This window comes from Variovorax sp. P4_D9, assembly GCF_056401695.1.
The window spans coordinates 1-13,036 of the sequence record NZ_JBFUIU010000188.1 but is presented as its reverse complement, the minus strand read 5'-3'; the positions used below and the strand labels follow the sequence as shown (position 1 = coordinate 13,036).

At 63.8% G+C, this 13,036-nt stretch carries 14 protein-coding genes; 10 read left to right on the top strand and 4 right to left on the bottom strand.

What is annotated here, in order from left to right; translation table 11 throughout:
* The coding region (locus AC1DY5_RS20695; protein WP_478114340.1) for an amidase family protein at window positions 1–1,157 on the bottom strand (1,157 nt) is incomplete at its 3' end.
* Window positions 1,158–1,620: 463 nt separating this feature from the next.
* On the opposite strand from AC1DY5_RS20695, the gene AC1DY5_RS20690 reads away from it, so the two are divergent.
* On the top strand, window positions 1,621–2,577 hold the full coding sequence (locus tag AC1DY5_RS20690) for a helix-turn-helix domain-containing protein (RefSeq protein ID WP_478114338.1): 957 nt from the start codon (window positions 1,621–1,623) through the stop codon (window positions 2,575–2,577).
* 183 nt (window positions 2,578–2,760) lie between these two features.
* On the opposite strand, the gene AC1DY5_RS20685 is transcribed toward AC1DY5_RS20690, so the two are convergent.
* Entirely contained in the window at window positions 2,761–3,405 is a 645-nt protein-coding gene (locus tag AC1DY5_RS20685) for a TetR/AcrR family transcriptional regulator (protein ID WP_478114336.1), read from the bottom strand.
* Between the two features lie 234 nt (window positions 3,406–3,639).
* Here AC1DY5_RS20685 and AC1DY5_RS20680 point away from each other — a divergent pair, with 234 nt between their 5' ends.
* The 9 genes from AC1DY5_RS20680 (at window position 3,640) to AC1DY5_RS20640 (ending at window position 11,132) form a co-directional block, all read left to right on the top strand.
* Complete coding sequence (locus AC1DY5_RS20680; RefSeq protein WP_478114334.1) at window positions 3,640–4,398, top strand: enoyl-CoA hydratase/isomerase family protein; 759 nt, start codon at window positions 3,640–3,642, stop codon at window positions 4,396–4,398.
* Between the two features lie 2 nt (window positions 4,399–4,400).
* The gene (locus tag AC1DY5_RS20675; RefSeq protein WP_478114332.1) at window positions 4,401–5,630 is read left to right on the top strand and encodes a CaiB/BaiF CoA transferase family protein; all 1,230 of its coding nucleotides are present in this window, start codon (window positions 4,401–4,403) and stop codon (window positions 5,628–5,630) included.
* Between the two features lie 20 nt (window positions 5,631–5,650).
* On the top strand, window positions 5,651–6,991 hold the full coding sequence (fahA, locus tag AC1DY5_RS20670; protein WP_478114330.1) for a fumarylacetoacetase: 1,341 nt from the start codon (window positions 5,651–5,653) through the stop codon (window positions 6,989–6,991).
* 65 nt (window positions 6,992–7,056) lie between these two features.
* On the top strand, window positions 7,057–8,055 hold the full coding sequence (locus AC1DY5_RS20665; RefSeq protein ID WP_478114329.1) for a tripartite tricarboxylate transporter substrate binding protein: 999 nt from the start codon (window positions 7,057–7,059) through the stop codon (window positions 8,053–8,055).
* 11 nt (window positions 8,056–8,066) lie between these two features.
* Window positions 8,067–8,588: a DUF302 domain-containing protein gene (locus tag AC1DY5_RS20660; RefSeq protein ID WP_478114327.1), complete on the top strand. Its 522-nt coding sequence runs from the start codon at window positions 8,067–8,069 to the stop codon at window positions 8,586–8,588.
* The gene (locus tag AC1DY5_RS20655; protein ID WP_478114326.1) at window positions 8,585–9,568 is read left to right on the top strand and encodes a Bug family tripartite tricarboxylate transporter substrate binding protein; all 984 of its coding nucleotides are present in this window, start codon (window positions 8,585–8,587) and stop codon (window positions 9,566–9,568) included. The genes AC1DY5_RS20660 and AC1DY5_RS20655 overlap by 4 nt, the downstream gene beginning before the upstream one ends.
* A gap of 11 nt (window positions 9,569–9,579) precedes the next feature.
* Window positions 9,580–9,753, top strand: coding sequence for a hypothetical protein (locus AC1DY5_RS20650; RefSeq protein WP_478114325.1), 174 nt, complete (start codon window positions 9,580–9,582; stop codon window positions 9,751–9,753).
* A 20-nt stretch (window positions 9,754–9,773) separates the two neighbouring features.
* The gene (locus tag AC1DY5_RS20645) at window positions 9,774–10,169 is read left to right on the top strand and encodes a tautomerase (RefSeq protein WP_478114324.1); all 396 of its coding nucleotides are present in this window, start codon (window positions 9,774–9,776) and stop codon (window positions 10,167–10,169) included.
* 48 nt (window positions 10,170–10,217) lie between these two features.
* On the top strand, window positions 10,218–11,132 hold the full coding sequence (locus tag AC1DY5_RS20640) for a ketopantoate reductase family protein (protein WP_478114322.1): 915 nt from the start codon (window positions 10,218–10,220) through the stop codon (window positions 11,130–11,132).
* Between the two features lie 32 nt (window positions 11,133–11,164).
* Here the strand turns inward: AC1DY5_RS20640 and AC1DY5_RS20635 are convergent, their stop codons facing one another.
* Both AC1DY5_RS20635 and AC1DY5_RS20630 read right to left on the bottom strand, forming a co-directional pair.
* The gene (locus AC1DY5_RS20635; protein ID WP_478114320.1) at window positions 11,165–11,962 is read right to left on the bottom strand and encodes an enoyl-CoA hydratase-related protein; all 798 of its coding nucleotides are present in this window, start codon (window positions 11,960–11,962) and stop codon (window positions 11,165–11,167) included.
* 15 nt (window positions 11,963–11,977) lie between these two features.
* Window positions 11,978–13,036: iron-containing alcohol dehydrogenase (locus AC1DY5_RS20630; protein ID WP_478114318.1), on the bottom strand; the 1,059-nt coding region annotated here is incomplete at its 5' end.

Here is a 13,036-nt window from a genome sequence, read left to right as displayed (position 1 = left end):
GAGAACGGCGTCTTCGGAAGAAGAAGTGCGTCCGCCTGGGTGAAGGCAATGGCGCTGTAGCGGCGCTGCAGCGCGGGACGATACTTATTCATGACCGTCCTGTAGGCCGCTTCCGAAACCACGTGGGGTGCTCCAGGCACGACGAACTGAGTCCAGGCTCCCTTGAAGCTCTTGCCCAACCCTTTGTAGATCTGTTCGAACGACGCGGGAACGCCGTTTGCCGCAACGAACTCTCGAACCGCAGGCATCGTCTCGTGAAAGAAGATGGGCCATGCGACTTGATCTGCGAGTGCATTGAAGTCCGATCCGAGCTCGATCTCGACGACAACGGCCCCGGCGTCGGTGAGCTTGCGCAGGCTTTCCCTGAATGTTGCCTCCACGGCCGGATCGACCCCGGCCAGGTGTTGACGGGGTGCATATGCAAGCCGCACGCCCTTCAATCCGGCGGATGTCTTCAGCTTGGGTGATCCACTGCGCGTGACGATCGAGTCGAGCAGCATGCAGTCTGCGACGCTGCGAGCCAGCGCGCCCGTGGTGTCGAGAGTGCTGGAGATCGGCGCGACGCCGTTCGAAGGCCAACGCCCCGGCGTTGGCTTGAAGCCCACGACGCCGCACAGTGAAGCAGGCACACGGATCGAACCGACTGTGTCACCCCCCAGGGCCGCTGGCACGATGCGCGCGGCAACGGAGGCGCCCGCGCCGCTCGACGACCCGCCGGTGATGTGGTCGCGGTTGTGCGGATTCCTGGCTTGCCCATAGTGATCGTTGATGCCGGTCAGGCCGTAGGACATCTCGGCAAGATTGTTCTTGCCGAACACGATGCCGCCAGCGTTTTTGACGGCCGCTACCACGGCGGCGTCGTGGTCGGGTGTGAAGTTTTTCAAGACAGAAGTGCCGACGGTGGAAACCACTCCGCGGGTCAGGTAGCTGTCCTTCACACCGATAGGCAAGCCCAGCAGCGGCGCGGAGCGGCCCGCCGCGCGGGACTTGTCCGCCGCCCTGGCCGCCTCAAGAACGCCAGCCCGGTCTATCGTGATGAAAGCATTCAGATCAGAAAGACTCGAGGCTCGATTGAGCAACTGGGTGACGTAGCCTTCAGACGTCATCTCACCCGTTCGAATTGCCGCCGCCGCCGACGACAGATCCAGATCTTGCACGCCCCTGTCGRAAGCGTCTGCGGGCTGCACACTAACCAGCCCGGAGCCGGTCAAAGCTCCCGCGGCGGCGGCGCTCAGCAATTGACGTCTATTGATGGCCGCACGGGTGTTTGTTGCTTCGGAGAGGTGTTCATTCGATGGGTGATCTGTCGACATAAGCATTCCTTGCTTTAAGTGAGGTTGGCGCGTGCTGATAGGCGCGCGTGGGATCGGCACTGCCGATGACGCAATGAACTACTGGCGCACCTGGCACGTTATGCGGCAGAACTTCCACTCGCTCGATCCAGAGTGCCATCCATCCGACTGTGTCGGCCACCTTGCGCGTAGAGCTGAAAGCTCCGTGACTGGCCGGCGATGCATCTCGCAACCTCTAGCGATGACCCTTAGAGCTTCCGGACCTTGTGCACTGGCGTGCGGTTTGCATACTTACAATTGATCAGGAACGACTTGAAGGAGGTCTGGAATGCTGTCGATGGACAACACATCCGGTGTCGACGCCGAGGGCGGGTTCGACCTCTGGCATCTCGTGACGTGCCGGAACTTCTCGCTCTCCGAGTGTCAGTCGGAGTCCACGCAAGGGTTCCGTGCCCAGATCTCGAGCCGCGTTTTCGGATCTCTCGGGCTCAGTGCCGCATCATCCGGCGGCATCAGTTCGATCCGCATGACGCGCGGCCGAGCGCAGATCCGCAAGGACCCGCGGGAACACTTCATGCTCTATCTGGTTTTGAGCGGTCGCGTCGACATTGAGCAGAATGATCGGCAGGCGAGCGCCTTCACGGGAGATATGTTTTTATACGATCAGACGATGCCATTTAGCATGAATTTCCATGACAACAATCGCTCGATCCTGGTGAACATTCCTCGTCCATTGTTGGATTCGCGGTTGTCAGGTGTCAGCCGTTTCACCGGTCGGCGCATTGCGGGTGATTCGAAACTTGGTGCTCTCTCCAGTTCGGTCATACGCCAGATTGTCGATTTCGAGGTTCCATCGCGCGCTGACACCGAGGATCGGCTGATGCACGCGACGATGGACATCATCTCCGCGACGCTCGACGGCGCGCTGGGCGCCGAAGCCCAAGCCAATTTGGAGCAACATCGTCTTCTGCCGCAGGTGCAAAGGTATATGTTGGCGCACCTTCACGAACCAGGACTCGATATCGAGGCGATCGCCCGGGCGCAGAACGTTGCGCCAAGAACGCTGAGCCGCATTTTTGCCACTGAAGGCACGACTCCGATGCGATGGCTCTGGCGTCAACGGCTGGCCGCAAGCCACAAGCTCCTCTCGGGCGGCAGCGTGAACAACGTGACTGAGGCAGCCTTTAGCGTGGGATTCAGCGACGTGTCGCATTTTGGCCGGGCATTCAAGCGCGAGTTCGGTCGCTTGCCGCAAACGCTTCGCCGCCCCAAGGTTCAAGAGTGATGTGGAGAGGGAGGTCTCACGCCGTCATCTGGGCGCCTCATCTTCGTGCATGAATCTACACTTGAGAAAGCAGTCGAGGCGCATTCAATATCAGGATACTCAGGGCAGTTGGCAAGCGGTTGCGTTGAATGGTTCTAAGCTTTTTCACGTGGGCGAAGATGGGACGCGCGTTCTGAAACGCGGCTACATCGGACTGCGATTGAAGTTCTCAGGACCCGCGATGACAGCAGCAAGAAACAGATCGATTGAGAACTCGATCATGCGCTGTGTGTCGAGATTGCTGTCGGTGCGTGGAATGCGTCCGCCCAGGATGAGCGCCGCAACACCGTGCTCCATCGACCAGGCCGCATGCGACAGGTAATGGAGCTGCTCCTTATCCCAGCCGCTCTCAAGCGCCAGCTCGAATACCGAGTCCGAGAAGTACGAGTACGAGATGTTGCTCGTCGCTTCGACATCGCCGCGCACGAACTCCTGCAGTAGCCGAGGACCTGTCATAAGGTCGAACAGTCCGGCGTGCGTCTGGGCATAGCGCACGTAGCTCAGCATCATCTCGCGAGCCTTCGGCAGGGCGGGAAGGTGCCGCGCAAAGATTTCCTTGCGCTGCTCCGCAAGCTGCTTGAAGCCGCTGATGGCGATTGCGGCCAGCAACTCCTCCTTGCCTTTGAAGTGGCGCGACGGAGCCGCTTCGGAAACTCCAAGCCGGCGCGCGAGGGCGCGCAAGCTCAACTCGCTCGCCCCATTCTCTTCGAACATCCTACGGCCTTCCTCCACCAGGGCGTTGCGCAATCCGCCTCGCTCGTACGCCGGCTCGCGCAGCTGCGGCGGCAACGCTCGTGGCTTCCTGGCAGCGGTCCGTGAAGGGCTGCGGGTTTGTGTCCTTGATGCCTTGCTGGTCATCGCTGGGAGGCTCCTTGTAACTCGGCCGATCTTACAAGCGTGGGTCGCGGGAATACGACTTCCCAACATCGGGTTAACACTGATAACGTTCGCTGTTAACACCGTTATCATTTGCCGCAACGGTGCGATGGCCATCCCGGCGATGTCACCTCAAGGAGAAGATCGATGAGTTCGATTTCATACGAGAAGGACGGCGCCGTGGGCATCGTCAGCATGGCCAAGCCGCCGCACAACCTGATCGACAACGCGATGCTCGAGGAGCTTGCGTCCGTCTACGCAAGGGCGGTCGAGGAGGGATGCCGCTCCATCCTGCTGCGAAGCTCGATGCGTCACTTCTGCGCCGGCGCCGACCTCAACGTCCTGGCCTCGGAGCGCTGGGACCAGAAGGCGCTTGCAAGACTCTGGGCATCGCTGGAGGACGTGCCGGTTCCGACGGTCGCGGCGGTTCACGGCGCGGCCCTGGGCGGCGGCTTCGAGCTGGCCTTGATGTGCGACATGATCATCGCGGCGGACACGGCATCGTTCGGCATGGCCGAGGCCTCGCTCGGGCTGCTGCCGCTCCTCGGAGGCGTTCAGCGCGTGGTGCAGCGCGCAGGTCTGGCGCGCGGAAAAGAAATGGCCATGTTCGGCCGCCGTCACGATCCTCGCGCCCTCGAGCGCTGGGGCGTCGTCAACTTGGTGGCCGCAGAAGCGGAGCTTTCCAGCGTTGCGATGTCGTGGGCCAGGCAGCTTGCGGCCGGTGCGACGGTGGCGCTGCGCGGCATCAAGACGGTTGCGAACCTGTCGGCCCGCGGCGGCATCTCGGCCGCCGACGCGCGCCAGGAAGAGGTGAACACGTCCATGTGGAACAGCGCCGACCAGGCACGCGGTCTCGCAGCGTTCGTCGCCAGCGGGCCGGGCTCCGCTGTCTTCGAAGGAGATTGAAGATGAGCGCGCCACTTGAAGGCCTGCGGGTCATCGATTTCACCCGCGTGCTGTCCGGTCCCGGCTGCACCAAGGCGCTGCGTGACCTGGGTGCCGACGTCACCAAGATCGAACCGCCTGCAGGCGATGTAGGGCGCGCGGGCGTACCGCACATCGGCTCCATGTCGACGTACTATGCGCAGCAGAACGCCGGCAAGCGGAACATCAGCCTCGACCTGAACTGGCCCGAGGCTCGGGATATCGTCGCCAGGCTATGCGCCGACGCGGACGTCATCGTCGAGAACTTCCGTCCCGGAACGCTGGCGCGCTTCGGCTTCGGCTACGAAGACGTTGCGAAGTTCAATCCGAAGATCGTCTACGTTTCGATCAGCGGCTACGGTCAAACGGGCCCGTGGCGCAATCGACCCGCTTTCGCGCCGACAGTTCACGCGGAGACGGGCCTGACGGACATCCTTCAGAAGCACTACGAGGGCGCGATGGTCGAGATGCGCAACGACGCATGCAGCCACGCCGACGTCTACACGGGACTCCACGGGGTCATCGCCGTCCTGGCCGCGTTGCAGCATCGGTCGCGCACCGGCGAAGGTCAGTACGTCGACGTCTCGATGGCCGCGACGATGCTGTCGGCCAACGAACGCGCCGGGGCCCAGCTGTCGGGGCTGGAGGTCAACGACGAACCGTACGCACTGAGCGCGAACGAGTCTCCGATCTTCGAGCTGCCCGACGGTCGGCGCCTGACGATCGCGACGAGTCCGGTGTTCTCGCCGATGTTCATTCGGTACTGCTCGATGATGCGCCGCACGGATCTCCTCAAGGATCCGCGCTTTGCCACGGCAACCCTTCGAAAGCTCAATCTTCCGGCCTTAATGGCCGAGGTCAAGGCCTGGATCCTGACCTTCACCGACCTGGACCAGCTGCAGGCGCAAGTCAGCGAGGCGGGACTGGCGATAGGCGTCGTGCGCAGCACGCAGGATCTCGCGGATTCCGAGTGGGCGAGGGACTGGGGCGCGGTTGTCGAAGTCGCAGACCGTGAAGGCGGCACGGTGCGCATGCCTGGACCCCCATGGCGCTTCAGCCGCTCGGAGCTGCCGGCACCGGGCCTGCCCTACTTTCAGGGGGAAAGCAACGCCGAAGTGCTCGGCGAGCTAGGAGTTCCCGCCGAGCGAATCGAGACGCTGCGTATGCAAGGCGTGCTGCGCAGCCGCCGCAGCCCAGCCGGTGCGTTCGACTGAACACAGGGCGAGGCGAACAGATGCGCACGATCGATCAAACCCACGATGCCGCAGCGACAAGTTGGCTGGGGAGCGCGAACACCGCGCACACCGACTTTCCGATCCAGAACTTGCCGTTTGCCGTGTTTCGAAGGGCTGGGAGCCGCGAAGCGCTGCGTGGCGGCGTGGCCATTGGCGACGAGGTCGTGGACCTGGCCGCCCTGTGTGGAACGCCGTGCCTCGATGGCCTGGCGCTGCGAGCCGCGCAGTCTTGTGCCGCACCGGTGCTCAACGACTTCTTCGCCATGGGGCCAGCGGCATGGCGCACATTGCGGCGCGCACTCTTTGACCTCCTCGACAAAGATGCCGCCGCCGCCACGCCGTCGCACGTCCAGGCAGTCCGAGGCTGCCTGGTTCCGCAGTCCGAGGTCGAGCACGCGCTTCCGGTTCGCATTGGCGACTACACGGACTTCTACACATCGATCCATCACGCGCGAACGATCAGCCGTCTGCTGGACCCGAAGGGCGACGTGCCGCGGAACTTCCAATGGGTGCCCACCGCCTACCACGGCCGGGTGTCTTCCATCGGTGTGGCCGGGCAAAAGTTTCGGCGTCCGCACGGCCAGGCGCTGCGGGACGGAAGCACCACGCCCGAATACGGCCCCTCCAGGCGCCTCGACTACGAGCTCGAACTTGGCATTTATGTCGGCGCAGGCAATGCGCTCGGCGAGCCCATTGCGCTCTCGCAGGCTGAGGACCACGTCTTTGGCATCTCGCTGCTCAACGACTGGTCGGCGCGAGACATCCAGGCCTGGGAAATGGCGCCGCTCGGACCGTTTCATGCAAAGAACTTCGCGACCACCGTCTCGCCTTGGATCGTCACCATGGACGCGCTGGCCCCCTACAGGCAGCCTTGGACCCGCCCCGTGGCCGATCCGCAGCCATTGCCTTATCTGGAGAGCGTGGCTCATCGTGCAGGGGGCGCCATCGACATCCGCCTCGAAGTGTCGATCGAGACCCATCGCATGCGCGAGGCCAGGCTCCCCGCCGAGGCGATGTCACGCACCAGCTTCTCTCATCACTATTGGTCGATTGCGCAAATGGTCACTCACCACGCGGCCGGGGGCTGCAACCTGCAACCGGGCGATCTGCTGGGGAGCGGCACGATCTCCGGGCCCGAGCCGGCCGAAGCGGGCGCGCTGATGGAGCTTGCCCTTGCCGGCAAAAGGCCGGTGCAACTCAGCAACGGCGAGCGCCGAAGCTTCCTTGAGGATGGCGACGCAATCATCTTCCAGGGGTGGTGTGAGCGCCAAGGATTCAATCGCATCGGCTTCGGCTTCAACCATGGGCGGGTCCTCCCCGCGCTCTCGCAATCCGCGTAGTGCTCAGACCGCGCAATCTGCTTTCCCATTCGTCTCTTGTCCCTGATACCCACAAGGAGCTCATCATGAAGACCCGCAATCACGGTACAGGCCGCCTTGTCGGCTGGATAGTCGCTGCGGCGGCCCTGCAGCCCTTCGGCGTCGTTCAGGCGCAGGCGACTTCGTCGAAGCCGGTGGTGCTGCGCGTCGCCTATCCTGCCGGAGGACCCGCAGACGTCGCGGCGCGCAAGATCCAGGTGCCGCTGCAGTCGGCGCTCGGGCAGACAGTCATCGTCGAGAACCTGCCCGGCGCCGGCGGATCGATCGCCGCGGCCAACGTGCTGAACGCGCCGCCCGACGGCCAGACGCTGCTGGTGACGACCGGCAACGACATGATCCTGTCGCCGCTCGCGATGTCGCAGGTGAAGTACAAGCCCGAAAACTACCGGCTGCTGGCGACCATCCTGCCGACCGACTTCACGCTGGTGACGAGTGCCGAGCACGCCTTCGCCAATGTCGACGAGCTAATCGAGCATTCGAGGAAGGCAGGCAGCAAGGAGTTGACGGTCGGCAGCTGGGGCTACGGCTCGGCGCCTTACCTGGTGGCCGCGGACTTCGGCGCCGCTACGGGCGCGCGGCTGATGGACGTGCCCTACAAGGGCGCGGCGCCGGTCGTCCAGGCGCTGCTCAGCCGCGAGATCGACATGGCTTTCGTGCCGCTGGCACCCAATGTGCTGGAGCTGGTGCGCACGGGCAAGATCAAGGCGATCGGCGTGGCGAACACGAAGCGGAATCCCTTCCTGGCCCAGGTGCCCACGCTGAGCGAGGGCAAGTACCTCAAGAACTTTGTCTACAGCGCATGGGCAGCTGTCTTCATCCCCGCGGCGGTGCCCCAATCGGCAGCAGCCAGGCTCAGCAAGGACTTGGCAGAGATCGTGAAGGGCGACGAATTCCAGCGCTTTCTTCGCGATTCGGCCGCGCTGCCTGTCGAACCCATGACGCTCGCACAGGCCGATGCCTTCTATCAGCAGGAGGTCGAGAAGTTCCGCCGCATCGCCAAGCTCGTCAAGCTCGAACCACAGTAGCAGGAGTTTCCATGACCAACGCCCCCCAAGCACCGGACATCTCGGTGACGACCTCCGTCCTTCCCGTGGACCATGTGAAGATCACCACGCCGAAGCCCTATGCCGAAGTCAAGGCGGCGCTCGAATCCAGACTGGGCCGGCTCAACGACGCGATTCGGGATCTGTTGAAGAAGAACGAGATCGAAGCCGTCCGCGCCGCCTTGCAAAAGGCCGCCGGCGAAGATGGACTCGCCATCCACTACGTCGGCCCGCATGGAGACTGGCTGGCGCTGAAGGGCGAACGCAGGAAAGCCACCGCGTACCTGATCGGCAACGTGCTGTACGCCGTTGAGATGACGAGCATCGATCTTGCGGCCGGTCTTTATGCGCCACTGCGGGTGGTCCTCTATGAGAACCCGGAAGGCGGCTCGACCTTCGAGTACGACAAGCCATCGACGCAGTTCGGCCAGTTCGGGCAACCGGAGATCGACAGGGTGGCGGCGATCCTCGATGAGCGGCTTCACTCGGTCCTGATCAAGGTCGGCACGCCATGACCAGCGGCTGCTTGAAGATCCTCGCCTGGATCGGAACGGCTAGCGTGCTGGCGCTCGCCTCGCCGCTCTCGTCCGCACAGAGTTATCCCTCGCGGCCCGTCAGGATCGTCGTGCCGTACACCGCGGGCGGACCCGTGGACCAACTGGCGCGGGGCCTCGCAGAGCGGCTCGGCAAAACGGCGGGGCAACCGTTCATCGTCGAGAACAAGCCGGGCGGCAACACCATCGTGGCCGCTTCGATGGTCGCCAAGGCGCCGGCGGACGGATACACGCTGTTCATGGCCTCGTCCGCTAGCTTGGCGGTGAATCCCCTGGTCTATCGGAAGCTCGCCTACGACCCTGATCGCGACTTCGCACCCGTTTCCTTGGTCGCCACGGCACCGCTGGTGATGGTGGTCGGAAACTCCACACCGGCCACCCGTCTGAAAGAACTGATCCCCTACATCCGCAGCCGCGAAGGCGGCTTTGCATATGCCTCCAACGGCAACGGCAATCCGTTGCACCTGGCCTGCGCGCTCTTCGGATCAATGGCCAACGTCGACATGCTCCACGTGCCGTACAACGGCACCGCGCCTGCCTTGGCGAGCGTGCTCGCTGGCGACACGCAGATGACCTGCGACATCGTGCTGAGCTCGATGCCGCAGGTCAAGGCGGGGAAGCTCCGTCCGATCGGCATCGTGGGCCCTCGGCGCGTCGCGGCGCTTCCCAACGTGCCGACCCTGGCGGAGGAAGGGCTGCCCGGGGTCGATGCCGCGGTCTGGTTCGCGCTGGTGGCACCGGCGAGCACGCCTACCGAGGTCGTGACCATGCTGAATAAGGAAGTGGTCAAGGCCATCGAGGACCCGGCCATGAAGGCGCGTTTCAGCGCGATGGCAATGGAGCTCGGCAGCAGTTCGCCGCAGGACGTCGTTGACCTGACGAATCGGGAGCGCAGCAAGTGGGCGGCTGTCGTGCGCAAGTACGGCATCAAGGTCGATTGAGGCTCAGGCCAATGACCCCGACCACGTTCAAGATACAAGCGCCGGAGGAGTGCGTGATCGTCGGCGGATGCATTGGTCTGCACTGTATCCCGGCGGCGCAACAAGCCGACTACTACCGCGCGCAAAAATTCATGGCGATGCTCGGCCTCGTCTGCCTACCGGTGCTTCTTTTCATTTTGTACTGACAGAAACCTGAGGATCGAAGATGCCGTATCTACAACTGGACGTGAACGAGAGCTATTCGGTCGTATTGAAGAAGGAGCTGGMCGCGCGAATGAGCATGACCTATACATCGATGATGAGCGTGGATATCCGCCGCATCACCGTAGCTGTCAGGGAACTTGGCCCGGGAGGTGTCTGGCGCATTCCGGAAGCGGATGCAGAGCCCGCTCCGGTCTCACTGCTGATGCTCGACATCCGGCGAGGGCGATCCGCCGAGCTTCGGATGAAAGTTGCAAAGGCCCTTTGCGCGCATTGCATCGAGATACTGGGCCTGCGCGAGAACCGCCTGAATGTCGAGTTCACCCAGCACGATGGCGATGAGATGTACCACCCGACCCTTGGTGGCTATAGCCCAGACTGGAAGCCGGGCGAGGAGTGAAAGTCGGGCGTTGTCTCTCCGTCGTTCTMTCTTGCTCTATAGGACATCATGAACATTCTCGTTCTTGGCGCGGGCGCAATGGGCGGCTACTACGGGGCCAAGCTGCTCCAAGCAGGCGCAGACGTGACGTTCCTCGTTCGGCCATCGCGCAAGGTGAAGCTTCAGCGGGATGGACTCACCGTGCGGGGCGGACTTAGCGACTTCGCCGGGGCGGTGCGTACGATCACCAGGGACGACCTGAAGTCGCCGTTCGACCTCGTCGTGGTTAGTTGCAAGGGCTACGACCTGGACAGCGCCATCAGCGACGTCGAACCGGCAGTGGGGCCGCGCACTGGCATTCTTCCCTTGTTGAACGGACTGGCGCCCTACGACCGACTGGACGCCGTCTTCGGTCGCGACCGAGTTCTTGGCGGCGTTGCTTACGTGGCGACCGCGCTTAGAGCCGAAGGTGTGATCACGCAGCAGGGGAGCCAGGACAAAGTGATTGTCGGCGCCCGCACGACGCAGCTGCAATCGCTGRCAGACCGCTTTCACCAACTACTTTCTAAAGCGCCTGGTGACCGGCTCCTGAGCACCGACATTGAACAGGCAATTTGGGACAAATGGGTCATGCTCTGCGCGGGCGCAGCGATGAACTGCCTCATGCGGGGCAGCGTCGCTGACATCCTCGGCACCGATGGCGGTCACGGACTGATGGAAGGGACGATTGCCGAATGCCTGGAAGTAGCGTCGCGTGAAGGGCATGCACTGAGCGACTCAGCTGCATCGCTGATCTATGCACGGCTCTTGGACATCAAGTCGTCATGGGCCGCCTCGATGATACGCGACATTGCCGCGGGTGCCGCGCGGCTGGAAACAGAGACGATCGTAGGCGACATGGTGCGACGGGCGTCCGCACATCGACTGACCACGCCGCTKCTCCGTGCGGCTCACTGCCATCTGCAAGTGTACGAATCGCGGTAGCCAGCACAGGGAGGACGCGTGCTCGACGCGGTTCAAAGGCTCGGAGCTAATCGAACAAACCGCGGCTGACGTTTCTCCCTGAATGCCGCCCTGGCTTCGACGTGGTCGGCACTGTGCAGCGCCACGCGCTGCATCTCGATCTCGACCTGCATCTGTTCGCTCAACCCGTTGCGCAGCGAGCGCGCGATCAGCTGCTTGATCATGCCGGGGCTGCGACTCGGCCCGTCGATGAGCTTGCGTGCTGACGCGCGCACCTGCGCGTCGAGTTCGCCGGCAGGGACGACTTTCCAGATGAGCCCCCAGGCCGCGGCGTCTTCAGCAGGCAGCTTCTCGCCCAGCAGCATCAGGCCGGTCGCCCGGGCGCGTCCCAGGGCCTGAGGCAGCAGCCAGCTGGAGCCGAGGTCCGGCACCAGGCCGATGTTGACGAAAGGTTGGAGGAAGTAGGCCGCGTCTGATGCAATCACGATGTCGCAGGTGAGCGCCAGGCTCATGCCGGCGCCCGCGCACGGCCCGTTGACCCCCGCGATGGTCGGAATCTCCATTTCGGCCAGCAGGCGGAAGGGCGGCGCGAAGTAGTCGCGCAGGAACTCGTCGGGATCGTTCGGCTCCAGCCCCACGCGCGGCGCGCTCAGGTCGGCCCCGCTGCTGAAGGCGCGGCCCTCGCCGGTCAGGACCAGGCATCGCGCTGTCGAGGCGACCACCGCCTTCAGCGCCGCGCGCAGCTCGACCAGCGATTGCTGGGTGAAGGCGTTCAGGCTCTGCGGTCGGCAAAGCGTCAAGGTGGCGAGCCCGTCGTCGATCTCGAGCCGCAGGGTTTCGTAGTGCGTCATGTCAACGCCTTCGCGTTACGCGACCGACTCGAGCAGGTCCACGATTTCCTGCTCGTTCTTGAATTTGCGCGGATTGCTGTGGGTCCAGCGGTCGAGCAGCGCGTTCCTGGCCACCAGCGCGAAATCCGAGCGCTGCACGCCGACCTTGTGCAAGCGGTTGGGCATCTCGAGTTCGTCGATGAGCTCGGCGACCAGGTCGGCGGTCTCCCGCCGGGCATCGCCGAGTGCTTCGCTCAGGAGCTTCTGCTTGGCCTCGGTCACCGGCTTGTTGAAGCGCAGCACCGCAGGCAACGTCACGCAGGTGCAGTGGCCATGGGGGACATGGAAGGTACCGGCGAGGACGTGGCCGATGCCATGGCTTGCGCCCATCGGGACGAGCGACCACATGCCCATCTGCGAGAGCCACATGCCGGCCTGGGCATCAGCGCGCGCTTCGAGGTCGTCGGGGTCGCGCTTCGTGCGCTTCAGCGCGCCGGGGAGCACGCGCAGCGCCTGCAGCGCCGTGCCATCGACAAAGGGGCTGCCGTAGGGGGAGTAGAAGGACTCGACCGCGTGGTCGACCGCGCGCATGCCGGTGGACAGCCAGAGGCCGAGCGGCGTGTGCATCGTCAGCGCAGGATCGAACACGACGGTGCGCGGAATCATCAGCGGATGGCGAATGCTCTGCTTGAGCTTCTTCACCGGATCGTTGGAGCCGCCGCTCTGGTGGAACTCGCCGCCCGACAGGGTCGTCGGCACCGCGATCTGGCGCACCGTCGGCCCGCGGAAAACCGGCGCCTCGACAACGCCCGTGGCAGGGTCGGTCTTGAGCCGGAAGGGCTCAAACTGGTCGAGCTCTGTGATGCCGTGCTCAAGACAGAGCTGGACGTTCTTGCCGGCATCAGTGATGGAGCCGCCGCCGATCGTCACGATCAGGTCGGCCTCCGCTGCGCGGGCAACGGCAGCCGCGCGCAGCACGGCGTCGCGGGGAATGTGCGCCGGGATGTCGTCGTAGAGGGCGGCGAAGCGGCTACCGAGCGCGTCCTGCATCTTGCGGATCTCCCCTGTCTTGTTGTTGAGCGTGTTGCTCACGAG